Below are 25,951 nucleotides of genomic sequence, written 5' to 3' on the forward strand. Positions count from 1 at the left end.
GTGCGCCGATGAGCCGCGACGGCGACCGGTTCAGCCCGCTCCTGGCGCTCGTCGCACTTGTGGGCGTGGCCGCCGCGCTGGCCTTCCTGCGGCCCGGCGCGGCGGTCCCCGCCCGCGCGAGCATCGCCCCGGCCGCGCCGGTGCGCCTCGTCGTACCCTCCCTCGACCTGCGCGCGGCCGTCGTCCCGATCGAGGTCGAGACCTCCGGCGTGCTGCACCCGCCCGCCGACGTCCACGACGTGGGTTGGTGGCGGCGCAGCGCCGAGCCCGGCGCGGCCCACGGCCCGACCCTGCTCACCGGCCACACCGTCTCCAGCGGCGGTGGGGTGATGGACCGGCTCGGCGACCTGAGGCGCGGCGACCGCGTCGTCGTGCGCACCCGCGAGGGCCGGGTCAACTACGAGGCCACGAAGGTCGAGGTGCTCTCGCGGGCCGAGCTGGCCGCGCAGCGGCGCGCGCTCTTCGGCCGCGGCGGGCCCGCACGGCTCGTGCTGGTCACCTGCACCGACTGGGACGGCCACGTGTACGAGAGCAACGTGGTCGTCACCGCCCGGCCCGTCTAGCTGTCGGCCCGCTCGGCCCGCTCGGCCTTCATGGCCGCGATCAGGGCCTCCTGGTGCCGGTGCCCGACCGTCTCGTAGCCGACCACGGTCACGACGGGAGCCAGGGCCAGCACGACCAGGCACCAGGCCATGTCCAGCCCGGCCTGGGCGAGCGCGACGGCGAGGACGAGGACGGCGCCCGTACCGAGCAGCAGACCGGTGTGGAACGGGTCCCACGTGCGCATCATCGCGGTCCAGATCGCGTAGAGCGCGACCACGAACACCGCCAGCGGCACCGCGACGCTGAGCACCGTGCCGACGGGTCCGATCTCGGTGTGGCGCTCGAGGTAGTAGGCGGCGACGTGCAGCCCCGCGCCGACCGCGGCGAGAGCGCCGAAGACCAGCATGTGCAGGTAGCCCCAGAAGAACGAGCGCTCCCGGTGCAGCGCGAGGAGCTCGCCCCAGGGCGCGGTGAAGTACGACCACCAGAGGCCGAACGTGAGGCCGACGCCGGCGACGGTGACGAGGATGGCGTCGACGCTCCAGCCCGCGGGACCGTGCACGACCGCCGACAGCGACGCGACGGTGCCGATGATCCCCTCGCCGAGGGTGATGATGACCAACAGGGAGTACCGCTCGGCGATGTGGTGCGGGTGCCAGGGGGTGCCGCCCTTGCGGCGCTCGGCGATCGCCGGACCGGCCAGCTCGATGGCGTAGAGGATCAGGCACAGGGCGAACGTCGTGCCGATCGGGAGCGACAGGAAGACCAGCGCGGTCCAGCCGACCTGGGCGACGAGGATCGTCCAGACGTACGTCAGGTGCGCCGGCCGGCGCGCCGGGTCGTGCCGCGACGCGCGCAGCCACTGGAACGCCATCGGCACGCGCATCACGATGTAGCCGGCGACGACCACCCCGTTGTCGAGCACCTCGCCGTGGTCGATCGACGCGAAGACCTCCGGCAGGCCCAGCGCCAGGATCACGACGCCGACCATCTGCACCATGGTCGCGAGCCGGCAGACCCAGTCGTCCTCGTCGTACGCCGACGCGAACCAGCTGTAGCTGATCCACGCCCATGAGATCGCGAACACCGCGAACGCGAAGCCCAGCACGCCCGTGCGCACGTGGTCCTCGGCGACGTAGTGGGCGAGCTCGTTCGCGGCCTGGCCGAATGCCACGACGAAGACCAGGTCGTAGAGCAGCTCGAGCGGGGTGGCGGTGCGGTGCGGCTCGTCGGGGTCGCGGCCGGACAGCCGGCGCCGGCGGTGACCCAGGTCCGGGACGAGGGGGTGGCTCACCCGCCTGATGATGCCAGCGCGACCGGCCTCTCGTAGAGCAGCTCGAGACCGTCCTCGTCGTCCCACTGCTCGCCGACGTGGGTGAACCCGAACGGCCGGATCGTCGCCATCGACGCCACGTTCGTCGGGCTGATGCTGGCGCGCACCGTCCGCACGCGCGCGTCCGACGCCGCCCACGCGAGCGCACTGGCGAGCAGCCGACGCGCATGCCCCCGGCGCCGGCGCAACGGGTCGACGGAGTAGGCCACCTCGACCATGCCGGCGTCGTCGGGCGGTCCGTGGAAGCCGACGTGCCCGACGACCTCGCCGTCGACCAGCGCCGCCCGTGCCACCCAGTCCGCGGCCTCGGGATCGGCGAGCACCTGGTCGTGCCGGATCCGCCACAGCCACGCCTCGTCGACGAGGAAGCGGGTCAGCGGCACGCCCGCCTGCGCGGACGCCCGGTCGAGGTCGCCGTCGACCAGCGCGGCCATCGTCGCCAGGTCCAGCCGGACCAGCGTGACGTCGGAGGTCACCGGATCGCGCCGGTGATCTGGAGCGCGGGGTTCGTGAACGTGTCGGGGGTCTCGAGCCGGTGGAACCGGTCGAACGGCCACACGACCGCCCACACCTTGCCGACCACGAGCGACTCGGGCACGCTGCCGCCGCCGGGGAGGTCCTGGTGGAACCGCGAGTCCTCGCTGTCGCCACGGTTGTCGCCCATCACCCACAGGCGGCCCTCGGGGACCTCGACGTCGAACCTCCGGTCGGACGGCGACGCGCCCTCCGCGATGTAGTCCTTCTCCTTGAGCGGCACGTCGTTGACCCGGATGCGGCCCTTGTCGTCGCAGCAGACCACGTGGTCGCCGCCGACGCCGATCACCCGCTTCACGAGGTGGCCCCCGGTCGGGTACAGGCCGAGGCTGCCGAGCACCTTCTGGAACGGCGTCGGCTCCTGGACCAGCGGGCCGAGCCACTGCCCCTGCGGGTCGGCGAAGACCACGACGTCGCCGCGCTCGACGTGCGCACTGCCCCAGTACGACGCCTTCTCGACGAGGATCCGGTCGTCCTCCTGCAGCAGCGGGCGCATCGAGCCGGACGGGACGAAGAACATCTGCACGAAGAACGTCTTGACCACGGCCGAGACGGCCAGGGCGAGCAGGAGCAGCAGGATGGTCTCGGCCCAGACGGGAACGGACCGCCGCTTCCTCGGCTCAGCGGCCGCCCGTGCACTCATGGGGAGGAGCCTAGGCGGTCTCGGCAACGCCCGAGGCATCTCCCCGGGCATCGCCCCGGCCGGTCCCACGGACGGTGAGGACCGGCAGCAGCGCGTGCGCGACCGGCCCGATCGCGACGGCGTACAGCACCGTGCCGACGCCGACCGTGCCGCCGAGCAGCCAGCCGACGACGAGCACGCTCACCTCGAGGACGGTGCGCACCAGGCGGACCGAGCGCCCGGTCCGGCGGACCAGCCCGGTCATCAGCCCGTCGCGCGGGCCGGAGCCGAGGGAGGCGCCGATGTAGAGCGCGGTCGCGGCGCCGTTGAGCAGCACGCCGAGCAGCAGCAGGCCGACCCGCCAGGCCATCGCCTGCGCGTCGTCGAGCCACAGCAGGGTGAGGTCGACGAAGACGCCGACGAGCAGCGCGTTGGCGATGGTCCCCACGCCTGGTCGCTCGCGCAGCGGGATCCAGAGCAGCAGCACCACGAAGCTGACCGCGATCAACATCTGCCCGATCGTCGTGCCCAGCTGCTCGGCGAGGCCCTGGTGCAGCACGTCCCACGGCGCGAGGCCGAGCCCGGCGCGCAGCAGCATCGCCAGGCTCACGCCGTACAGCGCGAGGCCGACGAACAGCTGGACCAGGCGACGGGGCAGGCGGGCGCGGGCGGTCGGCGGGGTGGGCACGTGGAGGCAAGGGCCTCCGACGCGGTTCTATTCCGACCGGTCCGACCCTTGACGAGGCACTTTACAGATTCTATGGTTTTGTAAACCTGATCCCGGGAGGTGCGGCATGACCCAGGCCCCGCAGAACCAGACCGTCCCCGCCGGCTCGACGGCGCAGTGGAAGGACAAGAAGCGCTACCTGTGGCTGCTCGGCCTGGTGGTGCCGTCGCTGGCCTTCCTCGCCTGGGGTCTGGTGACCTGGACCGGGTGGAGCGTCTTCTGGTTCCTCGGCCCGATCGTGGTCTTCGTCGTGGTGCCGGCCATCGACCTGCTCGCCGGGCTCGACCGCAGCAACCCGCCCGACGACGTGATCGAGGCGCTGGAGAACGACAGGTACTACCGCTGGATCACCTACCTCTTCCTGCCGATCCAGTACGCCGCGCTGGTGTGGGCGTGCTGGATGTTCACCCAGCCGACCCTGAGCACGGTCGACAAGATCGGCCTCGCGATGACGATCGGCACCATCGCCGGCATCGGCATCAACACCGCCCACGAGCTCGGTCACAAGAAGGAGTCGCACGAGCGCTGGCTGGCCAAGATCGCGCTGGCGCAGAGCTTCTACGGCCACTTCTACATCGAGCACAACCGCGGCCACCACGTCCGCGTGGCGACCCCCGAGGACCCGGCGAGCAGCCGCGTCGGCGAGACGTTCTACGCGTTCTGGCCGCGCACCGTCGTCGGGTCGGTGCGCTCGGCGTGGAACCTGGAGAAGCGCCGGATCACCCGCCGGCGCAAGCACGCCTGGACGATCGGCAACGACGTGCTCAACGCCTGGCTGATGTCGCTCGTGCTGTGGGGGGCCCTGGTCGCGGTCTTCGGCCTCGGCATCCTGCCGTTCCTGCTGATCCAGGCGGTGATCGGCTTCTCGCTGCTGGAGGTCGTGAACTACCTCGAGCACTACGGGATGCTGCGGCAGCGCACCGGCCCCGACAGGACCGGCCGCTACGAGCGCGTCGACCCGAGCCACTCGTGGAACAGCAACAACATCGCGACCAACGTGCTGCTGTACCACCTGCAACGGCACAGCGACCACCACGCGAACCCGACCCGGCGCTACCAGACCCTGCGCGACTTCGAGGAGTCGCCGGTGCTGCCCACCGGGTACGCCGGGCTGATCATCCTGGCCCTGGTCCCGCCGCTGTGGTTCGCGGTGATGGACGCCCGGGTGCTGCGGCACTTCGGCGGCGACATCACGCGCGCGAACATCCAGCCGTCGCGGCGTGACCGCGTCCTCCGCAAGTACGGCGCCGCGGCGGTGGTCGCGGACGGGGCCGCGGCGTGAGCGGGTGGGTCTGCCCGGGCTGCGACTACGTCTTCGACGAGGCGACCGGCGACGAGCGCGAGGGCTTCCCGGCCGGGACCGCCTGGTCCGACGTACCCGACGACTGGTGCTGCCCCGACTGCGGCGTGCGGGAGAAGGTCGACTTCGAGCCTGCCTAGGGTGGATGCGTGACCACCACGACCGAGGCGAGCGTGCGGGAGCGGCTGCTCGCCAGCGCCGCCGACATCACCGCCGAGTCGGGCTGGGCGGCGGTCACGATGAGCAAGGTCGCGACCCGGGCGGGGGTGTCGCGGCAGACCGTCTACAACGAGCTCGGCACCAAGCCGGCGCTCGGCCAGGCGATGGTGCTGCGCGAGCTCGAGCGGTTCCTCGCGATCGTGGAGCGCGAGCTCGACGCCGCCGACGACCTGGTGACCGCGATCCGGTCGGCCACCGAGCACATCCTGGTGATGGCCGAGGGCAACCCGCTGCTGCACGCCCTGCTCGCCTCGGCGCACAGCGTCTCGCGCGGCAACGAGCCGGCGTCGAACAACGAGCTGCTGCCCTTCCTCACCACCGACGCGCAGCCGCTCATCGCCGCCGCGACGGCGGTGATCGACGAACGGCTGGACCGGTTCCCCGACGTCGACCTCGGCCCGCACCAGCGCGCGGTCGCGATCGACGCGATCGTCCGGCTCGTGCTCAGCCACGTCATGCAGCCGGGCTCGTCCCCCGCCGCCACCGCCGACGACCTGGCCTGGATCGTCGCGCGCGTGCTGCGCGGCTGACGAGGCGAATCGGGGGCTTCAGCCCGGTTCGCCCATGTCGGGCATGCCCTCGACCTTCTGCCCCCCGGACGGGCCGGGACCGGAGTCGGAGGAGTCGCCCTCCTGGCTGTCGTCGGTCTCGGAAGGGTCCTTCGCCAGCGGGTTGTCGTCGGTCGGCTGCAGGTCCTCGGGCAGGTCCTCGTCGGCGATCAGCCCGACCTCGGGCGTCTCGCGCTCGCCGCGCTCGTCCTGCGGGGTCCCGTCGCTGCTCTTCCCGGCGCTGTCTTCGGTGCTGTTCTCGCTCATGTCCCCGGCGTACCCCGACGTGTCCACCGGATTCGTCCGGGAGTCGCCCGCCTGGATCACCGCGTCAACCGCGGACGAATCGTCTGGGCCGCGTCGGGCAGACTGAGAGGACGACCGGGAGGGGGTCCGCATGGGGCGGGAGAACCGTGGACGATGGCGCACGCTCGCCGCGGCCGCGCTGCTGTGTGCCCTCTCCGCCGGCACCCTGACCGCCTGCACCGAGGGCCCCGACACCGGTGAGACCGCCGAGCCGGCGGACGCCGACACCACCCCCGCGAGCAGCGCCTCGGCCACCGCGGCGTACGCCGTCGACGCGCCGGGCGACCTGCGCACCCCGCTGCTGCGCCCCGACGTGCTGATCAGCAGCACGAAGCCGATCCCGGAGAAGGTGCAGCGTCGGATCCGCGCGCTCGACGGCGTGAAGGCCGCGATGCCGCTGTCGCTCGCCTCGCTGTCGCTGGAGGGCCGGACCCTGACGATCGGCTCGGTGGACGTCGACGCCTACCGGCGGTGGACGCCGCAGACGACCGCCGTCGCCACCGACGTGTGGAAGCGTCTCGCCGGCGGCGAGGTCATGGTCGACCCGTCGGTCGGCCGCAGGCTCGAGGGCCCGAGGGGCTACCTCAAGCTCGGCACCACGTCGGACGCACCGCACGTGCACATCGGTGCCTACGCGCCGATGGCCAAGCAGGTCAGTGCCGTCGTCACCCGGCCGCTCGGCGAGCGCCTCGGCATGCCCGCCGACAACGCGATGCTGGTGTCCACCGGACGCTTCACCCCGTCCGTGCTGACCGACAAGATGCAGAAGATCCTCGGGAGGACCGCGTCGCTCCAGGTGCTCGCGCTCGAGCTCGACACCGACGTCGCCAAGACCGCGGTGCTCACCGGCACGTCGGCCGCCGAGGCGGTCGGGTCGTTCCGCTACACCGCCCACCCGAGCGGGCGGATCACGCCCGACCCGGCCTGGGTGGCGGCCAACATCCGCACCGAGCAGGTGCCGCTGCTCGGCAACGTGACCTGCCACCGCGTGATGATCCCGCAGCTGCGCGCGGCGCTGGAGGAGGTGGTGAGCCGTGGCCTCGGGCCGGCGATCCACCCCGACGAGTACGCCGGCTGCTACTACCCGCGGTTCATCGGCTACGACCCCGCCAAGGGCCTGAGCCTGCACTCGTGGGGCATCGCGGTCGACCTCAACACACCCGGCAACCAGCGCGGCACGGTCGGCGAGATGGACCGCGACGTCGTGGCGATCTTCAAGAAGTGGGGCTTCGCCTGGGGCGGTGACTGGAACTACACCGACCCCATGCACTTCGAGCTCGCGAGCGTCGTCCGACCGGGCTGACCCGGCGTACGCTTCCCTCACGGAGCAGGAGGAGGTCGCCATGGCCCAGCTGCACGAGGTGCCCGACGAGCGACCGGGCAAGAGCAAGTACTCCCGGCTGCCCGACCCCATCCCGCCCGAGAAGATGGTGGCGACCTCCGAGGCCTCCGCGCTGCCGGAGGAGAAGGACGACTACTGGCGCGAGGTCGAGTGGATGCTCCGCGTCACCGGCGGAGGCTGAGCCCCGCCCGACCCGCTAGCCTCCCGTGATGCGCGCGATCCAGGTCACCCGTCTCGACGGCCCGGACGGCGTCGCCGTCGTGGACGTCCCCGAGCCCACCCCGCGCGAGAGTGACGTGGTGGTCGACGTGAAGGCGGTCGGGGTCAGCTTCCCCGACCTGCTGCTCTCCCGCGGCGAGTACCAGCTGCGGCCCGACGTCCCGTTCACCCTCGGCGTCGACTTCGCCGGCGTGGTCCGCTCCGCGCCGGACGGCTCCGGGTACGCCGCCGGTGACCGGGTGGCGTGCGTGCTGCCGTACGGCGGCGGCGCCGAGGTCGTCGCCCTCCCGGCCGACAGCGTCTTCCCGTTGCCCGACGCGGTGTCTTTCGAGGCCGGCGCCGCGCTGCCGATGAACTACCTCACCGCCCAGTTCGCGCTCGCCACGCGGGCCGGCCTGCGCGCCGGCGAGACCGTCCTCGTGCACGGCGCCGCGGGTGGGGTCGGCACCGCGACCCTCCAGGTCGCCAAGGGGTACGGCGCCCGCACGATCGCGGTGGTCTCGACCGACGCCAAGGCGGAGGTGGCGCGCGCCGCCGGCGCCGACGACGTCGTGCTGGTCGACGGCTTCCTCGCCGCGACGAAGGAGCTGACCGACGGCGACGGGGTCGACGTCGTGCTGGACGTGGTGGGCGGCGACCTGATGACCGACTCGCTCCGGTCGCTCGCGCCCGGAGGTCGGCTGCTCGTCGTCGGCTTCACCGGCGGCGCGATCCCCGAGGTGAAGGTCAACCGCCTGCTGCTCAACAACATCGACGTCCGCGGCGTCGGGTGGGGCGCCTACGCCATGGCCCGCCCCGGCTTCATGCGGTCGCAGTGGGACGAGCTGCTGCCGATGCTGGAGCGCGGCGTCGTCGCCCCGCCGATCGGCCACACCTACGCCTTCGACGAGATGGGCTCCGCCCTCGCCGACCTGGCCGACCGCCGTACCGTCGGCAAGTCCGTCGTCCGGCTGTGACTCCTCATCCCATCGACCTCGCCGGCCGATAACCAGAACATGACCATGCCGCAGGTGTTCGACGGGCTCGTCCGCGAGCACGTGGCACCCGCGCTCAAGCAGCGCGGCCTGCGTAAGAAGGGTCGCGCCACCTGGTGGGAGCGGCGTTCGTCGGGCGGGTGGGTGCTCCTCGCGCTGCGCAACGACAAGTGGAACAGCGCCGACGAGGTGCAGTTCTGGGCCGAGGCGGTGGGCTGGCCGCCGGGCACCTGGGAGCTGGTGGGCGAGATCCTCGGCGTCGACCCGGCCAGGCAGCCGTACGTCGCCGCCAACGCCCCCATCGCGCTCGACCTCCGGATTCCGGACGCGGGAGCCGGCCCGGCGCGGCCCGAGGACGCCTGGCTGCTGACCGCCGGCGTCGACCCCGCGGCCGTCGCGGTCGAGGTGACCGCGTGGTTCGACGAGGCGCTGCGCCGGCTGCGCGCCGATGTGGACGACCCGGACGAGGCCGTCCGGAGGCTGGTGGACACGGACCGCGCACGGGTCTGGGAGCACGTCCACGCCCTCGCCACCATGCAGGCCGCCGGGCCCGGCCACCCCCGGTTCGTCGAGGTGGTCGAGCGGCTCACGGAACGCTGGGCCGCCGACCCGCGGCCGATCACGCTGCGGCCGTTCGTCGAGCGCTGGCGCGCCGAGGCCGGCCTGCCGCCGGTCGACCTGCCGACCTTCTGGACGCCGAGCATGCTGCCGCACACGCGCGAGCGGTTCGCCACCCCGCAGGACGCCTACCGCGCCGGGATCGGCCGCGACTTCCACTACGCCGACGGCACCAGCAGCACCGAACCGCCGCCCGGCTGGCTGGGCGCGGCACCGCCCGCGGCGCCCGCCCGGCGTCGCCGGTGGCTGCTCGCCCGCTGGTCCAGACGGGGTGGTGCGGAGGAAAGCGGGCAATCCCGACACGGAACCGGCGCGGAGCCGTAACCTTCGAGACTGACGAAGTCAAGCGGCGCCACGCCATCCATGCCAAGATTTTCTCTCTTTGGTCTCACCTGCCTCGCGAACCCCCGCGGTGGGAACACTCGATGGAACCCCAGGAGCACCCTTGAGCGACGAGAGCGATCAGACCCCGGCCGGTCGCGGCCGCGCGTCGGTCTTCGCGCTGTCCTCGTGGCCACTGCGCCGCAAGGTCGCGCTCGCCCTGGCGATCCCCCTGGTGCTCGCCGCCACCCTGGGCGGGCTGCGGGTCGCCACGGACCTCAACGAGGCCGAGAACTCCTCGGCCAGCGCCCGCCAGGTCACGATCCTGGATCCCGCGATCGCCTACCTCACCGCGTCGTCGCGGGCGATGGTCGCCGCGCAGAGCGGCACCGGCGCCGGCGAGCAGGAGGTCCAGGCCGCCGTCCAGGACCTCGAGGCCGCCGCGAACGACCTCGAGCGCACCCGCGAGTCGGCGGACCTCACGCCCGAGCAGTCCCACCAGGTCGACGTCGTCCTCGACCTGAGCCGCGTGCTGCGCGAGGAGAGCGACACCCTCAGCCCCGGCACCTGGGTCGCCCAGCTGCGCCAGCTCCAGACCGGCGTCAACCGGCTGGTCTCCACGATCGCCGACGCGCAGCTCGAGCCGCAGCCGAACCTGCAGCTGCTCAACGAGGCGCTGGCCGGCCGCTTCTCGCTCGCGATGCAGCAGACCCTGGTCGCCACCGACCGCACCGGCGACACCGGCTCACTCGAGCTGTTCGCCGAGCTCGGCGCCGAGGGCGCGGCCATCGACCGGCTCGCCTCCAACCTCGGCGAGGCGGAGCCCGCCGTGCTCGACCTGCTCACCGACAACGCACGCCGTACCCGCGCGGTGCGCACCGGCGGCACCGACCTCGGCGGCGCCGAGGCGTACGCCGGCTACGACACGCTCGTCGGCTCGCTGCTCGACGCGGTCGACGAGGAGCTGGCGGCGTCTGCCGACGCCGCCCGCACGCGCGCGCTGTTCAACGCCGCGCTCACCGCCGGCGCCCTGCTCGCCGCGATCCTGCTGGCGCTGCTGGTCTCCCGCCTGCTGCTCACCCCGATCCGCAAGGTGCGCGAGGGCGCGCTCTCGGTCGCCCACGAGGACCTGCCCGACGCGGTCGCCCGGATCCGGGCCGGCGGCGAGCCCGGGCCGATCACGCCGATCGACGTCACCACCCAGGAGGAGGTCGGACAGCTCGCCCGGGCCGTCGACGACCTCCACCGGCAGGCCGTCGTGCTCGCGGCCGGCGAGGCCGAGCTCCGTGCCCAGGTCTCCGACATGTTCGTGACGCTCTCGCGCCGCAACACCTCGCTGGTCAACCAGCAGCTCGGCCTGATCGACTCGCTGGAGAAGGACGAGGAGGACCCGGCCCGCCTCGAGAGCCTGTTCCGGCTCGACCACCTCGCCTCCCGCATGCGCCGTACGGCGGACTCGCTGCTCGTGCTGGCCGACGCGCCGTCGCAGCCGTCCGGCCAGCAGGGCCTCACGGTCGGCGAGGCGATGCAGGCCGCGACCGCGGGCGTGCAGGACTACCAGCGCGTCCACGTCGGCTCGAGCACGCTGACCACCCGGATCTCCGACGAGGCGGCCTCCGACGTCGTGCACCTGCTCACCGAGCTGGTCGACAACGCCCTCGCCTACTCCCCGCCGTCCTCGACCGTCGCGATCGGCTCGTCGCTGCGGGCCGACGGCGTGGTCCTCGACATCATCGACGGCGGCCTCGGGATCCCCGACGACGCACTGGCCGCCCTCAACCAGCGGCTGCGCGCGGGTGCCACGATCAGCGCCGACTCGACCCGCCGGATGGGCCTGTTCGTGGTCGCCCGCCTCGCGCAGCGGCACGGCATCGTGGTCGAGCTGAACCGCAACGGCCAGGGCGGCACCACCGCGACCGTCCACCTGCCGACCGCGATCCTGCCCGACCTGCGCGAACCCGCCCCGGCCCCCGCCTCCCCTGCCGCCGAGCAGGACGAGGCTCCGGTGGCCGCCCCGACCGCTCCCGCGCCGCTCGCCCCGGTGGGTCGCGCCGACGACGAGGCCGCTGCCGACCAGGCCGCTCGCTCCCGTCTCGACGCCATCCTCGGCGGTGCCCTCGGCAGCGGGCTCAGCGGCGGTCCCGGCGGCGGACTGCCGACCCGCCGTCCCGGCGCGAGCCTGGCCGACTCGCCGGCCGCGCCGCTGATGCCGATCGGCACGCCCCGTCCGGGTGCCGACCAGCAGCCGGCCGCACCGGCCGCAGCCGTCGCCCCGGTCGCCAAGGAGGAGCCGGTCCCGCCGGCGCCGGAGCCGGTGCAGCCCGACGTACCCGCGCTCGCCCGCAACGCCGACCCGCTCGGCGGCGACTACGTCCCGTCCCCCGCCGACGCGGACGACTTCGACACCCCGATCTTCCGCGCGATGCGCTCGGCCTGGCTGAGCTCCGGCGGCGAGGGACAGCCCTGGCGGACGAGCGAGGTCGAGGAGGGCTGGCAGCTCGCCGAGCGCGCGGTCGACGCCCCGCCGGCCGAGCTCGCCGAGTCCGGCCTGCCGCAGCGCCGGCCCGGCGCGGCGCTGGTCCCCGGCGGCGTCACCAAGCAGACCGGCAGCATCGCCCGCGACCCGGAGGCCATCCGCGCGCGGCTCGCCGCCCACGCCGCCGGTGTGTCCCGCGGTCGCCGCGCCGCCACGACCCCGCCCACCGACCACCCGCACACGGAAGCTGATCGAGCATGAGCGAGAACCACCTCCACGCCGTTCCGTCCGCCCAGGACGAGCGCAACCTGGACTGGCTGGTCACCCGGTTCGTCGACGAGGTACCCGACGCGGCACACGCGATCCTGCTGTCCGCCGACGGCCTGCTGATGGCTGCCAGCTCCAGCATCCCCGCCGACCGCGCCGAGCAGGTCGCGGCCGTGTCGTCCGGCCTGGCGAGCCTGGCCGTCGGCGCCTCCCGGCTGTTCGAGGGTGGTGCGGTGCTGCAGACGATCGTCGAGATGGAGCACGGCTACCTGATGCTGATGAGCGTCGGCGACGGCTCCAACCTCGCCGTGCTCACCCAGGAGGCCGCCGACATCGGCCAGGTCGGCTACGAGATGGCCCTGCTCGTCGACCGCGTCGGTCGCGCCGTGCAGGCCCAGGCCCGGCTCGGCGCCGGCGGGTGAGCGGGACGACCGCCATGGTGCCTCCGGACGAGAACGCCGAGACGGGCGAGCCGACGACGTCGGCCCGCCTGGTCCGCTCGTACACCATCACCTCGGGCCGTACCAAGGCCAACGTCGACCTCCCGATGGAGGCGACCCTGCGCATGCACCCGCGCGACGCGGACGCGCCGCTGAGCCCGGCGATGCGGCAGATCCTCGACGTCTGCGACCAGCGGTCGGTGGCGGAGGTGTCGGCCCTGGTGTCGATGCCGATCGGCGTCGTCCGGGTCCTGCTCAGCGACCTGGTCGAGCAGGGCCTCGTCCGGGTCCAGGCGACCATCACCGAGAGCTCGTCGAAGGACGAGCGCATCGAGCTCATCGAAAGGACGCTCCGTGGCCTCCGCAGCTACTAGCACCGCAGCGCGCCGGGCCGCGTCGACCAAGATCGTCGTCGCCGGCGGCTTCGGCGTGGGCAAGACGACCCTCGTCGGCGCCGTGTCCGAGATCGTGCCGCTGCGCACCGAGGCGCTCGTGACCAACGTGTCGCAGGGCGTCGACGACCTGTCGCAGACGCCCGACAAGACCACGACGACCGTGGCGATGGACTTCGGCCGGCTCACGCTCGCCGAGGACCTCGTGCTGTACCTCTTCGGTACGCCGGGGCAGAAGCGCTTCTGGTTCATGTGGGACGACCTGTGCCTCGGCGCGATCGGCGCGATCGTGCTGGTCGACACCGAGCGGCTCGACGACTCGTTCTCGCCGCTCGACTACTTCGAGTCCAAGGGCCTGCCGTTCATCGTCGCGGTCAACCAGTTCGACGGCGCCCGCCGCTACCCGCTGCACGAGGTCGCGGCCGCTCTGGCGCTGCCCGAGCACGTGCCGATCATGAACGTCGACGCCCGCGAGCGGGAGTCGGTCAAGCAGTCGCTGATCCGGGTCACCGAGTACTCCCTCCAGCGGCTCACCGAGTCCCTCCCCGCGAAGGCCTACTGACATGACGCGTGCCCGCACCCGGCTCGCCACCCTCGCCGCGACCGCCGTACTCCTGGGACTGGGGTCCGGCTGCGGCGTGGTGAACGGCGACGAGACGGACAGCGCCACCGCCGCGGCGCCGGAGCCGACGCTGATCAAGGACGGCGAGCTGTCGGTGTGCACCGACATGCCCTACGAGCCGTTCGAGTTCGAGCGCAAGAACGGCGAGGCCGCCGGCTTCGACGTCGACCTCGTCCGCAAGGTCGCCGACCGGCTCGGTGTCCAGCTGCGCATGGTCGACACCGCGTTCGACGACATCGCCTCGGGCGACTCGCTCAACAAGGGCGAGTGCGACCTGGCCATCTCGGCGATGACGATCACCGGCGAGCGCGCCCGGGTGCTGAACTTCTCCAGCCCCTACTTCGACGCCGCGCAGGCGATGGTGGTCGCGCAGGGCTCGGGCATCACCTCGCTCGACGACCTGGCCGGCCAGAAGATCGGCGTGCAGGGCGGCACCACCGGAGAGCTCTACGTCACCGACAACGCCCCCGACGACGCCGAGGTGGTGCCCTTCGAGGACGCCGCTGCGATGGAGGCGGCGATGGAGAAGGGCGACGTCGTCGCCACCGTCTACGACAACACCGTCGTCGGCGACGTCGTCGAGGCCGACCCCGACCTCGAGGTCGCGGCGGAGTTCGACACCGGCGAGCAGTACGGCATGGCGGTGCGGCGCAACGGCAACGTCGAGCTGCTCCAGGTCGTCAACGACGTGCTCGCCGAGCTCAAGAAGGACGGCGGGTACGACGAGATCTACGCGACCTGGTTCGGCCAGACCGGAGCCTGACCGGGGTGTGCGTCAGCCGAGCGTGACCTTGTCGGCGTACTCCGGGTGCCGCCCGATCCACGATGTCAGGAACGGGCAGGTCACCCGGACGTCCAGCCCGGCCGCGAGCGCCTGGTCCAGCACCTGGCGCGCCAGCGCGCCGCCCACGCCCTGCCCCTCGTAGGCGTCGTCGACCTCGGTGTGGAAGAGCAGCCGGGTGCCGCGGTGGTCGACGAACTCGACGAAGCCGGCCACGGCTCCCGTCTCGTCGACCGCCTCGTAGCGGTGCGCGGCGGCGTTCTCCTGCACGGTCACGTCCATCCCGCGAGTCTCGCAGGTGGGTCCCGGGGCGCCGACAGACCCTGACCACCCGGTAGGTGGTTACATTGGCCGCGTGACGATGCTTGACGACGCCCGCCCGGGCATGAACCCCGACATCCGCCCGCAGGACGACCTGTTCGGCCACGTGAACGGCCGCTGGCTCGACGAGACGGAGATCCCGTCCGACCGGTCCGCCTGGGGCTCCTTCACCGTGCTGGCCGACGCCGCCGAGGAGCACGTCCACCGGATCATCGAGGAGCTCGCGCAAGGCGAGCACGAGGCAGGGTCGAACGCCCAGAAGATCGGCGACCTGTTCGCCAGCTTCATGGACGAGGAGCGCGTCGAGCAGCTCGGCGCCGACCCGATCCGTGGCGAGCTCGAGGAGCTCGGCGCCGTCGCCGACAAGACCGCGCTGGCGGCGTACGTCGGCCGGCTGGAGCGGCAGGGTGGCGGCGGCTTCTTCGGGGCGTACGTCGACACCGACGACCGCAACTCCGAGCGCTACGTCGTCAACGTGCTGCAGGGCGGCCTCGGGCTGCCCGACGAGTCCTACTACCGCGAGGCGAAGTTCGCGGAGGTGCGCGAGAAGTACCTCGCCCACCTCGAGCGGATGTTCACCCTCGCCGGCCTCGCCGACGCCGCCACCGCCGCGCAGCGGGTGCTCGCGGTCGAGACCCGGCTCGCCGAGGGGCACTGGGCGCGCGCCGAGACGCGCGACGTCATCAAGACCTACAACCTGCGCAGCCTCGCCGACCTCAAGGACGCCGCGCCGGCGTTCGCCTGGGACGCCTGGGCCACCGCGCTCGGCGCCGACGACCAGACCCTCGCCGAGGTGGTCGTCCGGCAGCCGTCGTTCTTCGAGCACTTCTCCAACGTCCTCGCCGAGATCGACCTCGAGGACTGGAAGGCGTGGACGGCGATCCGGGTGATCCGCTCCGCCGCGGCGTACCTCTCCTCCGACTTCGTCGAGGAGAGCTTCGAGTTCTACGGCCGCACCCTCAACGGCACCCCCGAGCTGCGCGCCCGCTGGAAGCGCGGCGTCGCGTTCGTGGAGGGCTCGATCGGTGAGGCCGTCGGCGAGGAGTACGTCGCCCGGCACTTCCCGCCGCGGGCCAAGGAGATGATGGACGACCTGGTCGCCAACCTCATCGCGGCGTACCGCACCAGCATCGAGTCGCTGGACTGGATGACCGACGACACCAAGCAGCGGGCCTACCGCAAGCTCGAGACGTTCCGGCCCAAGATCGGCTACCCCGAGAAGTTCCGCGACTACTCCGAGCTCGAGGTCAGCCCGACCGACCTGCTCGGCAACGCGCGCGCCGCGTCGGCCTTCGAGACCGACCGCCAGCTGCGCAAGATCGGCTCACCCGTCGACAAGGACGAGTGGCTGATGCTGCCGCAGACGGTCAACGCCTACTACAACCCGGGCACCAACGAGATCTGCTTCCCCGCCGGCATCCTGCAGAAGCCGTTCTTCGACGCCGACGCCGAGCCGGCCGAGAACTACGGCGGCATCGGCGCGGTGATCGGTCACGAGGTCGGCCACGGCTTCGACGACCAGGGTTCGCAGTACGACGAGCTCGGCAACCTCAACGAGTGGTGGACCGAGGCCGACCGGGCGGCGTTCAAGGAGCGCTCGGACAAGCTGATCGCGCAGTACGACGGCTACGAGCCGCGCGACCTGCCCGGCGAGAAGGTCAACGGCGCGCTCACCGTCGGCGAGAACATCGGCGACCTCGGCGGCGTCACCATCGGGCTCAAGGCCTACGAGATCTCCCTCGACGGCGAGGAGGCACCGGTCGTCAACGGCCTCACCGGCCGGCAGCGGGTGTTCATGAGCTACGCGCACGTCTGGCGCACCAAGCGGCGCAAGGAGCAGATGCTCCAGCTGATCACGACCGACCCGCACTCCCCGGCGGAGTTCCGCGCGAACATCGTCCGCAACCTCGCGGAGTTCCACGAGGCGTTCGGCGTGGAGCCCGGCGACGGCCTCTGGCTCGACCCCGAGGACCGCGTCCGCATCTGGTGACCGCGGTGACCGCCCCCTGGTGGCGCGAGGGAGTCGTCCACGAGGTCTACGTCCGGTCGTTCAGCGACGGGACGGGCGACGGCGTGGGCGACCTCCCCGGGCTGCGCGCCCGGCTCCCCTACCTGCGCGACCTCGGCGTCGACGCGATCTGGGTGACCCCGTTCTACCCCTCGGCCGACCACGACGCCGGCTACGACGTCATCGACCACCGCGCCGTCGACCCGCGGCTCGGCACGCTCGACGACCTCGACGCCGTGGTCGCCGACGCGCACGCGCTCGGCCTGCGCGTGATGGTCGACCTGGTGCTCAACCACGTGTCCAGCGAGCACCCCTGGTTCCGGGCGGCCGCCGAGGCCGGCCCCGGCTCGGCGGAGCGGGCCCGGTTCCACGTCCGCCCCGGGCGGGACGGCGGCGCCCTGCCGCCGACCGGCTGGCCGTCGATCTTCGGCGGGTCCGCGTGGGAGCCGTTCGGCGACGGCGAGTGGTACCTCCACCTCTTCGACGTCCACCAGCCCGACCTCAACCACGACCACCCCGACGTGCGCGCGGACGCCGAGCGCACGCTGCGGTTCTGGCTCGACCGCGGCGTCGACGGCGTCCGGTTCGACGCCGCCGGCGGCCTGACCAAGGACCCGGCCTACCCGGAGCTGCCGGACGGGTGGCAGCCCGGCCACGCCAGCCCCTACAGCGACCTCGACGGCGTGCACGACCACTATCGGCGGTTCGCGAAGGTCCTCTCCGAGTACGACGGCGACCGCGTCGGCGTCGCCGAGGTCTGGGGCGAGCCGCACGTGATCGGCCCCTACGTCCGGCCCGACGAGCTCCAGCAGGCGTTCGCGATCGACCCGCTCTTCCGGCCGCTCGACGCGACCCTGTGGCGCCGGCTCCTCGCCGAGCAGCTCGACGCCGTGGTCCGGCACGGCCGGCTGCCGGCGTGGGCGCACGGCAACCACGACGTGAAGCGGGCCGCGACCCGCTGGGGCGAGGACGGCGCGCGGGCGGTGCTGCTGCTGATGCTGGCTCTGCCGGGTTGTGTCTACCTGTACGCCGGCGACGAGCTCGCCCTCCCCGAGGTCGACCTCCCGGACGAGGCGATCACCGACCCGACGTACCGGCGCAGCGGCGGGACCGACCGCGGCCGCGACGGCGCGCGGGTGCCGCTGCCCTGGACGACCGGCCCGGCGCCCTACGGCTTCGCCCCCGACGGCACCCCGACCTGGCTCCCCCAGCCCGACGGGTGGGGCACGCACGCGGTGGAGCGTCAGGAGGCCGACCCGGACTCGATGCTCGCGCTCACCCGGCGGGCGATCCGGCTGCGGGACGAGCTGTGGCGCGGCGCCGGCGACGAGGTCACCTGGCTGGAGAGCCTGCCCGCGGGTTGGCTGGGCTTCCGGCGCGGCGCCGCGACCTGCGTGACGAGGTTCGGTGCGGGACCGGACCCGGACCTGGGCGGCCTCGGCGAGGTGCTGCTCACCGGCGGGGCGAGCGACGGAAGCGCGACCTGGTGGCTGCGCGGCGATCGGCCCGGCACGACGACGGACGAGGAGGCCGGATGGGACCGACGATGACCGGGCGGCGCGACGAGCGCGAGCCGGGGTGGGTGGTGCTGCGCCGGACGTTCCGCGCGCCGCGCGAGGACGTGTGGCGGGCCGTCACCGAGTCGGCTCGGCTGGAGCGCTGGATCGGGACGTGGAGCGGCGATCCCGACGACGGCCGGGTGTCGTTCCGCATGACGGCCGAGGGCGACGACGTGGACGCGCACGACTACGTGATCACCGCCTGCCGTCCGACCGAGCATCTCGGGCTCGAGGCCGACGCCGCCGGGATGCACTGGGAGCTCCGGCTCGACCTGGCCGAGGCGGACGGCGTGACCACGCTGCTGTTCGCGCAGCGGATGGACGACCCCGAGCTCGCCTCGTCGGTGGGGCCGGGATGGGAGTACTACCTCGACCGGCTCGTCGCGGCCGAGACCACCGGTGACGTGGCGGGTGTGGTGTGGGACGACTACTACCCGGCCCTCGCCGGCGACTACCGCGCGCTGCTGGCCTGACCCTCCGAACGCCGTGAGGGGTCAGTTCTTCAGGCATCTCACCGGAGTGTCGCCGAAGAACTGACCCCTCACGGGTCGGCTGCGATCAGTGCATCATCGCCGCGGGCTGGCTCATCTCACTCGTCTCGGCCGGACGCTTGCGCGGCAGGAACAGCGCGGGCACGAGGCAGACCGCGACCAGCACCGTGGCGACGACGAAGACCTCGCCGAACGCGGCGGACAGGTCCGCGAACGCCTGCGGGATGATCGCCGGGTCGGGCTGCTGACCCGTCTCCGCCGCCCCGCGCAGCGCGCCGATGGCCTCGCTGTCGTTGAACCCGTTGGTGAGCAGCACCGAGAACAGCGCGGTGCCGATGGACGCGGCGACCTGCTGGGTGATGTTCATGAGCGTGGAGCCGCGCGCGATCTCGGCGTCCTTCAGCGTCTGCAGCGCCGAGGTCATGATCGGCATCATCGTGCCGCCCATGCCGAGGCCCATGATGAACAGCGCGCCGAGCAGGTAGAGGTACGACGGCTCGCTGATGTCGACGCCGCTGGCGGTCAGTGCGACCTGCGACGGGTCGATCGCGACCTGGGTGAACATCGCCATGCCGATCACGATCGTGGTGATGCCCGCGAGCACGATCTTGCCGGGGCCGATCTTGTCGGTGAGGACGCCGGCGACCGGCATCGTGAGCATGGCTCCGAGGCCTTGCGGTGCGAGGAGCAGACCGGCCTGGAGGGTGGTCTCGCCGCGCACCTGGAGGAAGTACGACGGGAACAGCAGGCTCGCGCCGAAGAACGCGATCGCGAACAGCGACATCGCGATCACCGCGACGGTGAGGGCGCGGTGCCGGAACAGGTGCAGGTCGATCAGCGGGTGCTCCGGAGCGCGGAAGAGGTTGCGCAGCACGAACACGACGACGAGCGCGAGGCCGATGACGGCCGTGGTCAGCACCTTGGTGTCCCAGACGGTGCCGGCCTCGGGGATCGAGGAGACGCCGTACAGGAAGAGCGCGAGACCCGGGGACAGCAGCACCATGCCGACGAAGTCGAAGGTCTCCGACGGGGTGGGGCTGTCCTTCTCGAGCACCAGCGCGGCGTAGACCAGCGCGACGATGCCGATGGGCAGGTTGATCAGGAAGATCCAGTGCCAGCTGGCGATGTCGATCAGCCAGCCGCCGAGGATGGGGCCGAAGATCGGGCCGAGCAGCATCGGGACGCCGAGGACGGCCATGACCCGGCCGATGCGCTCGGGGCCCGCGGCGCGGGTCATGATCGTCATGCCGAGCGGCATCAGCATGCCGCCGCCGAGGCCCTGGAGCACCCGGAACAGCGTGAGCATCTCGATGCTCGACGCCGCGGCGCACAGCACGGAGCCGGCGGTGAACAGCGCGACGGCGAGCATGTAGAGCCGCTTGGTGCCGAAGCGGTCGGCCGCCCAGCCGGTCAGCGGGATCACCGCGGCCAGCGCGAGGGTGTAGCCGGTCATCGTCCAGGCGACCTGCGCCGGCGAGGCGGCGAACTCGGTCTGGAACGTCGGCTGCGCGACGCTCACGACGGTGATGTCGAGGATCGACATGATGGCGCCGAGGACGACGACGCCCGCGACGAGCAGGACGTTCTTGTCGAGCTTGTCGGAGGCGGGTTCGGGCACGCCTGTGCCCGTCGAGGGGGTCTGGGAAGTCACCCGGAAAGGGTACGGACGGCCACCGACGGGGCGCACCCGAATTAGCGGAACGCAGGCGTGCCGCTCGTCACGTGTTTCGCCTGTCCAGACAGGCGAAACGGGTCAGGCCAGGACGGACTGGACGGCCTTGACCAGCTCGGGGTCCTCGGGCACGACCGACGGGTTGAACCGCGCGACGACCGTGCCGTTGGCATCGAGGAGGAACTTCTCGAAGTTCCACGCGATGTCGCCGGTGCGGCCCTGCTCGTCGGCCGTCTCGGTGAGCACGTCGTACAGCGGGTGCCGGCCGCCGCCGTTGACCTCGACCTTCTCGGTCATGGGGAACGTGACGCCGTACGTCGCGGAGCAGAAGTCGGCGATCTCCTCCGACGTGCCGGGCTCCTGGCCGCCGAACTGGTTGCACGGCACGCCGACGACGGTGAAGCCCTGGTCGGCGTACTGCTCGTGCAGCGCCTCGAGACCGGTGTACTGCGGGGTGAGGCCGCAGCGCGAGGCCACGTTGACGAGCAGGGCGGGCCGGCCGCCGGTGATCTCGCCGAGGGTCGCGGGCGTGCCGTCGAGGCGGGCGATCGGGGTGTCGAGCAGGGACATGCTGCGAGCCTATTCAGGCCAGCAAGGCGAGCAGCACCCGGGCGTAGGCCCGCTCGGCGTCGACGTCGAGCTCGCGGATCGGGCTGCCGTCGCCTGCCACCGCCTCGACGGCGTATCCGGAGCCGGCCGGCTCGAGCTTGCGGAACGCCGGCCCGATCAGGCCGCGCAGCTGTGCCTCGTGCGGCAGCCACACCACCTCCTCCTGCGCGATCGAGTCGAGCGCCCACTCGGTGGTGCCGTTGAACTTCATCACCGCGCCGGTCGGCAGCTCCTGGGTGTCGATGGTCATCTCGCTGACCACGAACACCTGCCCGTCGAGGTCGCGGTCCGGGATTGCGAACCGGTCGCCGGACGCGGGCGTCCAGGTCAACCCCGCGTCGCGCAGCCGGGTGGCGAGCTCGAGCGTGATCACGTCCCGAGTCTCGCACCCCCCGCCGACCCGGCTCGAACCTCCCGCGCTGACCCGCCGACCCGGCTCGAACCTCCCGCCGGGAGGGCGCGAGTCGGCGCGTCTTGCCCTCGCAGACCCGTCGAGTCGGCGCGTCTTGCCCCTCGTCGCCCGTGCCGCCGACCGCCGTACGGGCGGCTCTTCCCTAGGCTCGTGGACGCTTCCCTAGGCGCAGGCGCCTTGTGAAGCGTCGATAACCCCGCGTTACAGCTGGAGTCGGGCCCCGTGTGGGAGGCTCCGGGCGTGCGCCTCCTGGTCGTCTTCGGTCCGCCGTCCGTCGGCAAGATGACGGTCGGGCGGGCCGTGGCGGAACGCAGCGACTTCCGGCTGTTCCACAACCACGCCGTGATCGAGCCGCTGCTCGAGGTCTTCGAGTACGGCACGCCACCGTTCATGCGGCTGCTCGGCGAGTGGCGCCGGCGGGTGATCGAGGAGGCGGCCGCGTCGGGCACCGACCTCCTGCTCACCTTCGTGTGGGGGCTGCAGCTCGAGTCCGACGTCCGTGAGATCACCGACTACCTCGCGCCGTACGTCGACCGTGGGGCGGAGGTCGCGTTCGTCGAGCTGTACGCCGACCTCCCGACGCGGCTGGAGCGCAACCGCACCGAGCACCGGCTCGTCGAGAAGCGGTCGAAGCGTGACGTGGCCTGGTCGGACGGCAACGTGCAGGAGATGGAGAGCCACACGATGAGCACCGTGCCGGGAGGCGCGACGCCCGGCGAGCGGATGCTCGCCGGCTACCGACACCTCCGGCTCGACAACACGCTCCTGTCCGCCGAGGCCGCCGCCCAGCGGCTCCTGGCCTGGCTGGACGGCCACTTCCAGGCCTAGTCCTGCACTTCCAGGCCGTCGTAACAGCCTGGAAGTGCAGGGGTCCCTGGTGGACCAGGGACTCCGGCGGGCCTCAGCCCTTCTCCGCGCCGGCGTTCGCGCCGGTCACGAAGTAGCGCTGGAAGATCACGAACACCAGCGCCACCGGGATGGTCATGACCAGGGCCGCGGCCATCGTCAGCGGGAACTGGTTGCCCGACCCGAGCTGACCGGACGTCAGGGTGGCGACGCCCTTGGTCAACGTGTACAGCGCCGGGTCCTGCGAGGCGACGATGAAGTGCGGCAGCTCGTTCCACGAGCCCTGGAACGACAGGATCGTCAGGGTGATCACGGCCGGCCGCGCCATCGGCAGCACCACCGACCAGAAGATCCGGAACGTGCCGGCGCCGTCGATGCGGGCGGCCTCCTCGACCGACACCGGGATGTTCTCGAAGAACTGCTTCATGATGAACACGCCGGCCGCGTCGACGAGCAGCGGCACGATCAGCGCCGGGTAGGTGTCGTAGATCTGGAGCTGCTTGAGCACCAGGAACTTCGGGATCAGCAGGATCACGCCCGGCACCGCCATCACCGCGAGCACGGCGGTGAAGATCGCCTGCCGCCCCCGGAACTTGATCCGCGCCAGCGCGTAGCCGGCCAGCGAGTCGAGGAACACCCGGCCGACCGTCACGCACACCGTCACCACGACGGAGTTGAGGAACCACAGCGGGAAGTCGGAGGTGGCGAGCCGCTGGAACGACCGACCGGTGAACGGGTCGGGGCTCAGCGACAGCGGGTTGCGGACGGCGTCGGGGTCGGTCTTGAACGACGTCGCGACCTGGATGAAGAACGGGTACAGGTAGATCAGCGCGAACGCGACGAGCACGACGTACCCGAGGAAGAGCAGCAGCGCGCGCCGGTTGTCGATCGGGGTACGGCGGGCCGGGGAGAGCGTGCTCATCGGACCTCACCACCCTCGGCGGCGAGCGCCTTCCTGCGGCGCCGGTTGCGGGCCCGGACCGCGCGCTTCTCGGCGATCGCGTCCTTGTCGCGGAAGAGGAACCGCTGCAGCCCGGTCAGCACGAAGATGATCAGGAAGAGCACGAACGCCATCGCCGCGGCGACGCCCCACTCTTGACCCTCGAAGGCGTAGAAGTACTGCAGGTAGGCCGGTGTCGACGTGGTCTTGCTCGGCCCGCCGGTCGTCATCACGAAGACCTGGTCGAAGACCTGCCAGGTGCCGATCAGGCCGAGGGTGATCACCAGCAGCATCGTCGGCCGCAGGTGCGGCAGCGTGACGGCGCGGAAGGTGTTCCAGCGGTTGGCGCCGTCGATCCTCGACGCCTCGACGACGTCCTGCGGCACGTCCTGCAGCGCGGCGAGGAACATCAGCATGAACGTGCCGGTGGTCGTCCAGACGACGAGCATGATGATCACGCACAGCGCGACGCTCGGCCCGGACAGCCAGTCCCACCACGACAGGCTCAGCACGCCGCTGTCGGTAAGGGCTGCGGGCGGGCTGTCGATGCTCCACACGCCGAGCTTGTCGCCGACGATGTGGATCAGGCCGCGGGCGTCGCTGAACCAGTTGGGCCCGTCGATCCCGACGAAGCCGAGCAGCGAGTTGACCGCGCCCGAGCCGGTGAACAGGAACAGGAAGGTCAGGCTGATCGCCACCGAGCTGGTGACCGACGGGAAGTAGAACGCGCTGCGGAAGAACCCGCGGGCCTTCAGCAGGGACTGGTTGAGGACCACCGCGAGGAACAGCGCGAGCACGGTCTGCGCCGGCACGACGAGCAGCACGAAGTAGAAGTTGTTGCGCAGCGACGTCATGAAGTCCTGGCGGGTGAGCGCGTCCTCGGTGAACAGCACCTTGTAGTTGTCGAGACCGACGAACCCGGTGTCGCCCGAGAACGGGTTGCCCTTGCCGGTCCAGTCGGACACCGACACCCACAGCGCCATCAGGATCGGCACCAGCAGGAACAGCCCGAGCACCACCAGCGTCGGCGCGACGAACAGCCAGCCGGAGAGGTTGGTGCTCTCGCCGAGCCGTCGCCGCCCGGTGCCGGTCCGGCGGGGCCCCGGGCCGCCCCGGCCCGTCGTCGGTGCGGAGGACACCGACGACGTGGCCAGGACGGAGCCGGTCGCCGTGCGGCCGTCGGGGGTCACTCGACCGCGGCTTCGGCGTTCTTCTGGAAGGACCCGAGGACGTCCTCGACGTTCGCGCTCTTCAGGCTCTCCAGCTGGGAGTCGAGGTCGGCGAGGGCGGGACCCACGCCCGGCAGGTTGACCGGGCCCTGGCCGTACTCGCCGCCGGCGATGAACGCGGCGTCCTCGGGGTAGCTGTCGACGTAGTCCTGCTGCGCCGCCTGGCGGCTCGGCATCACGCCGAACGCGTCGGCGAACTCGAGCTGCTGCTCGGGCGTGGTCAGGAAGTTGACCAGGTCGACCGCCGCGGACTGGTTCTTCGACTCGGCGGAGATGCCCCAGCACTGGGTGAACTGCAACGTGCCCTTGCCGGCCGGACCCTCGGGCAGCTCGGCGACGGTGTAGTCGACGTCGGGGTAGTCGTTCTCCATCGCGCCCTTGATCCAGTTGCCCTCGATCGTCATCGCGGCGCGCTCGGTGCCGAACGCCTCGCCGCCCCAGCCGGAGTCGAGGTCGGCCGAGAACGCGGCGTCACCGCTCTTGAGCAGGTCCTGGGCGTACTGCAGCGCCTCGGCGTTCTCGGGGGTGTCGGCCGTGATCTCGCCGCTCTCGCTGTCGGCCCAGAAGCCGCCGTTCTCGACCAGGAAGGCGCCGACGCGGTCGCGGCCCGGTCCGAGGGCGAGTCCGACCTGGTCGCCGGTGGTGAGCTTGCCCGCGACGTCGGCCAGCTCGTCCCAGGTGGTCGGCAGGTCGTCCTCGGTGAGGCCCGCGGCCTCCCAGGACTTGGTGTTGATCTGCAGCGCCAGCGTCGAGAAGTCCTTCGGCACGCAGTACTCCGTGCCGTCGAGCGTGAAGGTGTCGCGCAGCGGCTGGTAGAAGTCGTCGACGTCGTCGACCTGGTCGGCGTACGCGTAGAGGTTCTCGTTGACGGCGTAGTCGGGGAACAGGCTGGCGTCGAGGTAGAAGATGTCCGGCGGGTTGCCGCCGGCGAAGCCCTGCGAGAGCTGCTGGGCCATGTCCTGGGCGACGACGACCTTCACCTCGTTGCCGCTCTCCTCGGCCCAGGCCGCCGCGGCGTCCTCGACGGCCTTGGTCTCGGCGTCGCCGCTGGAGGCGATCAGCATCTGCAGCGAGGCCTTGCCCTCGCCGCCGGTGGGGCCGTCGGCCGTGTCGGTGCTGTCCTCCTCGAAGCCGCCCCCGCCGCAGGCGGCGAGGACGGTGGCCGAGGCCAGTGCGAGCGCGGCGAGTCCCGCGCGCCGGCGGGCCGTCCGTGCAGGGGTACGGCGGGGACTGGTCATGTCATGCACTCCTTGTTGTTTCCGAGGTTCAACGAGGTCCCG

The 25,951-nt window shown here is 72.0% G+C and carries 29 protein-coding genes; 17 read left to right on the plus strand and 12 right to left on the minus strand.

Features of this window, described 5'->3' with window-relative positions:
- Positions 1-8: 8 nt before the first annotated feature.
- On the plus strand, positions 9-563 hold the full coding sequence (locus ETU37_RS18020; protein WP_129988717.1) for a class F sortase: 555 nt from the start codon (positions 9-11) through the stop codon (positions 561-563).
- Here the strand turns inward: ETU37_RS18020 and ETU37_RS18025 are convergent.
- Genes ETU37_RS18025 through yczE form a run of 4 tightly spaced genes read right to left on the minus strand, consistent with a single transcriptional unit; the run spans position 560 to position 3,720 of the window.
- A complete protein-coding gene (locus ETU37_RS18025; protein WP_240755814.1) occupies positions 560-1,837 on the minus strand; it encodes a low temperature requirement protein A in 1,278 nt (425 codons plus the stop codon). The two genes, ETU37_RS18020 and ETU37_RS18025, sit on opposite strands and share 4 nt — an antisense overlap.
- Positions 1,834-2,352, minus strand: a complete 519-nt coding sequence (locus tag ETU37_RS18030; RefSeq protein WP_240755815.1) for a GNAT family N-acetyltransferase — start codon at positions 2,350-2,352, stop codon at positions 1,834-1,836. Before ETU37_RS18030 ends, ETU37_RS18025 begins: the two co-directional genes overlap by 4 nt.
- A complete protein-coding gene (gene lepB, locus ETU37_RS18035) occupies positions 2,349-3,053 on the minus strand; it encodes a signal peptidase I (RefSeq protein ID WP_165372590.1) in 705 nt (234 codons plus the stop codon). The genes ETU37_RS18030 and lepB overlap by 4 nt, the downstream gene beginning before the upstream one ends.
- Positions 3,054-3,063: 10 nt before the next feature.
- Entirely contained in the window at positions 3,064-3,720 is a 657-nt protein-coding gene (gene yczE, locus ETU37_RS18040) for a membrane protein YczE (RefSeq protein ID WP_206054017.1), read from the minus strand.
- Between the two features lie 106 nt (positions 3,721-3,826).
- Between yczE and ETU37_RS18045 the strand changes: the two genes are divergently transcribed.
- From ETU37_RS18045 to ETU37_RS18055, 3 genes are read left to right on the plus strand one after another with little or no spacing between them, the layout of a single operon-like run.
- Entirely contained in the window at positions 3,827-5,041 is a 1,215-nt protein-coding gene (locus ETU37_RS18045) for an alkane 1-monooxygenase (protein ID WP_129988719.1), read from the plus strand.
- Positions 5,038-5,199 carry a rubredoxin gene (locus tag ETU37_RS18050; protein WP_129988720.1) on the plus strand — a complete coding sequence of 54 codons (162 nt, stop codon included), beginning with the start codon at positions 5,038-5,040 and terminating at the stop codon, positions 5,197-5,199. Before ETU37_RS18045 ends, ETU37_RS18050 begins: the two co-directional genes overlap by 4 nt.
- Positions 5,200-5,208: 9 nt before the next feature.
- Complete coding sequence (locus ETU37_RS18055) at positions 5,209-5,808, plus strand: TetR/AcrR family transcriptional regulator (protein WP_129988721.1); 600 nt, start codon at positions 5,209-5,211, stop codon at positions 5,806-5,808.
- Positions 5,809-5,826: 18 nt separating this feature from the next.
- Here ETU37_RS18055 and ETU37_RS18060 read toward each other — a convergent pair whose 3' ends face one another.
- Positions 5,827-6,093, minus strand: coding sequence for a hypothetical protein (locus ETU37_RS18060; RefSeq protein WP_129988722.1), 267 nt, complete (start codon positions 6,091-6,093; stop codon positions 5,827-5,829).
- Between the two features lie 130 nt (positions 6,094-6,223).
- Between ETU37_RS18060 and ETU37_RS18065 the strand changes: the two genes are divergently transcribed.
- From ETU37_RS18065 to ETU37_RS18105, 9 genes are all read left to right on the plus strand, one after another.
- Positions 6,224-7,435 carry a M15 family metallopeptidase gene (locus ETU37_RS18065; protein WP_129988723.1) on the plus strand — a complete coding sequence of 404 codons (1,212 nt, stop codon included), beginning with the start codon at positions 6,224-6,226 and terminating at the stop codon, positions 7,433-7,435.
- A gap of 40 nt (positions 7,436-7,475) precedes the next feature.
- Positions 7,476-7,655, plus strand: coding sequence for a hypothetical protein (locus tag ETU37_RS18070; RefSeq protein WP_129988724.1), 180 nt, complete (start codon positions 7,476-7,478; stop codon positions 7,653-7,655).
- Positions 7,656-7,683: 28 nt separating this feature from the next.
- Positions 7,684-8,649 carry an NADPH:quinone oxidoreductase family protein gene (locus ETU37_RS18075; protein WP_129988725.1) on the plus strand — a complete coding sequence of 322 codons (966 nt, stop codon included), beginning with the start codon at positions 7,684-7,686 and terminating at the stop codon, positions 8,647-8,649.
- A 39-nt stretch (positions 8,650-8,688) separates the two neighbouring features.
- The gene (locus ETU37_RS18080) at positions 8,689-9,609 is read left to right on the plus strand and encodes a hypothetical protein (protein ID WP_129988726.1); all 921 of its coding nucleotides are present in this window, start codon (positions 8,689-8,691) and stop codon (positions 9,607-9,609) included.
- Between the two features lie 121 nt (positions 9,610-9,730).
- On the plus strand, positions 9,731-12,343 hold the full coding sequence (locus ETU37_RS18085) for a sensor histidine kinase (RefSeq protein ID WP_129988727.1): 2,613 nt from the start codon (positions 9,731-9,733) through the stop codon (positions 12,341-12,343).
- Positions 12,340-12,771, plus strand: coding sequence for a roadblock/LC7 domain-containing protein (locus ETU37_RS18090; RefSeq protein WP_129988728.1), 432 nt, complete (start codon positions 12,340-12,342; stop codon positions 12,769-12,771). Before ETU37_RS18085 ends, ETU37_RS18090 begins: the two co-directional genes overlap by 4 nt.
- Positions 12,768-13,163 (plus strand): DUF742 domain-containing protein, encoded by a 396-nt coding sequence (locus tag ETU37_RS18095; RefSeq protein ID WP_240755816.1) that lies wholly within the window; start codon positions 12,768-12,770, stop codon positions 13,161-13,163. The genes ETU37_RS18090 and ETU37_RS18095 overlap by 4 nt, the downstream gene beginning before the upstream one ends.
- The gene (locus tag ETU37_RS18100) at positions 13,144-13,743 is read left to right on the plus strand and encodes a GTP-binding protein (protein ID WP_129988729.1); all 600 of its coding nucleotides are present in this window, start codon (positions 13,144-13,146) and stop codon (positions 13,741-13,743) included. Before ETU37_RS18095 ends, ETU37_RS18100 begins: the two co-directional genes overlap by 20 nt.
- A gap of 1 nt (position 13,744) precedes the next feature.
- Entirely contained in the window at positions 13,745-14,566 is an 822-nt protein-coding gene (locus tag ETU37_RS18105) for an ABC transporter substrate-binding protein (RefSeq protein ID WP_129988730.1), read from the plus strand.
- Between the two features lie 12 nt (positions 14,567-14,578).
- Here ETU37_RS18105 and ETU37_RS18110 read toward each other — a convergent pair whose 3' ends face one another.
- Positions 14,579-14,866 carry a GNAT family N-acetyltransferase gene (locus tag ETU37_RS18110; RefSeq protein ID WP_129988731.1) on the minus strand — a complete coding sequence of 96 codons (288 nt, stop codon included), beginning with the start codon at positions 14,864-14,866 and terminating at the stop codon, positions 14,579-14,581.
- Positions 14,867-14,945: 79 nt separating this feature from the next.
- Here ETU37_RS18110 and ETU37_RS18115 point away from each other — a divergent pair, with 79 nt between their 5' ends.
- The 3 genes from ETU37_RS18115 to ETU37_RS18125 are packed head-to-tail and all read left to right on the plus strand — an operon-like array spanning position 14,946 to position 18,945.
- Positions 14,946-16,895 (plus strand): M13 family metallopeptidase, encoded by a 1,950-nt coding sequence (locus ETU37_RS18115; RefSeq protein WP_206054027.1) that lies wholly within the window; start codon positions 14,946-14,948, stop codon positions 16,893-16,895.
- A 5-nt stretch (positions 16,896-16,900) separates the two neighbouring features.
- Positions 16,901-18,463: an alpha-amylase family glycosyl hydrolase gene (locus ETU37_RS18120; RefSeq protein ID WP_165372591.1), complete on the plus strand. Its 1,563-nt coding sequence runs from the start codon at positions 16,901-16,903 to the stop codon at positions 18,461-18,463.
- Positions 18,448-18,945 (plus strand): SRPBCC domain-containing protein, encoded by a 498-nt coding sequence (locus ETU37_RS18125; protein ID WP_129988734.1) that lies wholly within the window; start codon positions 18,448-18,450, stop codon positions 18,943-18,945. The genes ETU37_RS18120 and ETU37_RS18125 overlap by 16 nt, the downstream gene beginning before the upstream one ends.
- A gap of 85 nt (positions 18,946-19,030) precedes the next feature.
- Here the strand turns inward: ETU37_RS18125 and ETU37_RS18130 are convergent, their stop codons facing one another.
- The 3 genes from ETU37_RS18130 to ETU37_RS18140 form a co-directional block, all read right to left on the minus strand.
- Positions 19,031-20,614 (minus strand): DHA2 family efflux MFS transporter permease subunit, encoded by a 1,584-nt coding sequence (locus ETU37_RS18130; RefSeq protein WP_240755817.1) that lies wholly within the window; start codon positions 20,612-20,614, stop codon positions 19,031-19,033.
- Between the two features lie 102 nt (positions 20,615-20,716).
- Entirely contained in the window at positions 20,717-21,205 is a 489-nt protein-coding gene (locus ETU37_RS18135) for a glutathione peroxidase (RefSeq protein WP_129988735.1), read from the minus strand.
- 13 nt (positions 21,206-21,218) lie between these two features.
- Positions 21,219-21,617 (minus strand): pilus assembly protein CpaE, encoded by a 399-nt coding sequence (locus ETU37_RS18140; protein WP_129988736.1) that lies wholly within the window; start codon positions 21,615-21,617, stop codon positions 21,219-21,221.
- A gap of 279 nt (positions 21,618-21,896) precedes the next feature.
- Here ETU37_RS18140 and ETU37_RS18145 point away from each other — a divergent pair, with 279 nt between their 5' ends.
- Positions 21,897-22,484, plus strand: a complete 588-nt coding sequence (locus tag ETU37_RS18145; RefSeq protein WP_129988737.1) for a P-loop nucleotide/nucleoside kinase family protein — start codon at positions 21,897-21,899, stop codon at positions 22,482-22,484.
- Positions 22,485-22,557: 73 nt separating this feature from the next.
- Here the strand turns inward: ETU37_RS18145 and ETU37_RS18150 are convergent, their stop codons facing one another.
- From ETU37_RS18150 to ETU37_RS18160, 3 genes are read right to left on the minus strand one after another with little or no spacing between them, the layout of a single operon-like run.
- Entirely contained in the window at positions 22,558-23,424 is an 867-nt protein-coding gene (locus tag ETU37_RS18150) for a carbohydrate ABC transporter permease (RefSeq protein WP_129988738.1), read from the minus strand.
- Positions 23,421-24,632, minus strand: coding sequence for a carbohydrate ABC transporter permease (locus ETU37_RS18155; RefSeq protein WP_206054018.1), 1,212 nt, complete (start codon positions 24,630-24,632; stop codon positions 23,421-23,423). Before ETU37_RS18155 ends, ETU37_RS18150 begins: the two co-directional genes overlap by 4 nt.
- Entirely contained in the window at positions 24,629-25,909 is a 1,281-nt protein-coding gene (locus tag ETU37_RS18160) for an extracellular solute-binding protein (protein WP_129988739.1), read from the minus strand. Before ETU37_RS18160 ends, ETU37_RS18155 begins: the two co-directional genes overlap by 4 nt.
- Positions 25,910-25,951: the final 42 nt, after the last annotated feature.

The organism is Nocardioides iriomotensis (assembly GCF_004168035.1).
GTDB classification, from domain to species: Bacteria; Actinomycetota; Actinomycetes; order Propionibacteriales; family Nocardioidaceae; genus Nocardioides_B; species Nocardioides_B iriomotensis.

What these genes read in the sequence shown, in the direction of transcription:
- ETU37_RS18020 (WP_129988717.1), top strand. Translation starts at nt 9, where the DNA reads ATGAGCCGCGACGGCGACCGGTTCAGCCCGCTCCTGGCGCTCGTCGCA.
- lepB (WP_165372590.1), bottom strand. Translation starts at nt 3,053, where the DNA reads ATGAGTGCACGGGCGGCCGCTGAGCCGAGGAAGCGGCGGTCCGTTCCC.
- ETU37_RS18045 (WP_129988719.1), top strand. Translation starts at nt 3,827, where the DNA reads ATGACCCAGGCCCCGCAGAACCAGACCGTCCCCGCCGGCTCGACGGCG.
- ETU37_RS18060 (WP_129988722.1), bottom strand. Translation starts at nt 6,093, where the DNA reads ATGAGCGAGAACAGCACCGAAGACAGCGCCGGGAAGAGCAGCGACGGG.
- ETU37_RS18065 (WP_129988723.1), top strand. Translation starts at nt 6,224, where the DNA reads ATGGGGCGGGAGAACCGTGGACGATGGCGCACGCTCGCCGCGGCCGCG.
- ETU37_RS18070 (WP_129988724.1), top strand. Translation starts at nt 7,476, where the DNA reads ATGGCCCAGCTGCACGAGGTGCCCGACGAGCGACCGGGCAAGAGCAAG.
- ETU37_RS18075 (WP_129988725.1), top strand. Translation starts at nt 7,684, where the DNA reads ATGCGCGCGATCCAGGTCACCCGTCTCGACGGCCCGGACGGCGTCGCC.
- ETU37_RS18080 (WP_129988726.1), top strand. Translation starts at nt 8,689, where the DNA reads ATGACCATGCCGCAGGTGTTCGACGGGCTCGTCCGCGAGCACGTGGCA.
- ETU37_RS18090 (WP_129988728.1), top strand. Translation starts at nt 12,340, where the DNA reads ATGAGCGAGAACCACCTCCACGCCGTTCCGTCCGCCCAGGACGAGCGC.
- ETU37_RS18105 (WP_129988730.1), top strand. Translation starts at nt 13,745, where the DNA reads ATGACGCGTGCCCGCACCCGGCTCGCCACCCTCGCCGCGACCGCCGTA.
- ETU37_RS18110 (WP_129988731.1), bottom strand. Translation starts at nt 14,866, where the DNA reads ATGGACGTGACCGTGCAGGAGAACGCCGCCGCGCACCGCTACGAGGCG.
- ETU37_RS18115 (WP_206054027.1), top strand. Translation starts at nt 14,946, where the DNA reads ATGCTTGACGACGCCCGCCCGGGCATGAACCCCGACATCCGCCCGCAG.
- ETU37_RS18125 (WP_129988734.1), top strand. Translation starts at nt 18,448, where the DNA reads ATGGGACCGACGATGACCGGGCGGCGCGACGAGCGCGAGCCGGGGTGG.
- ETU37_RS18135 (WP_129988735.1), bottom strand. Translation starts at nt 21,205, where the DNA reads ATGTCCCTGCTCGACACCCCGATCGCCCGCCTCGACGGCACGCCCGCG.
- ETU37_RS18150 (WP_129988738.1), bottom strand. Translation starts at nt 23,424, where the DNA reads ATGAGCACGCTCTCCCCGGCCCGCCGTACCCCGATCGACAACCGGCGC.
- ETU37_RS18160 (WP_129988739.1), bottom strand. Translation starts at nt 25,909, where the DNA reads ATGACCAGTCCCCGCCGTACCCCTGCACGGACGGCCCGCCGGCGCGCG.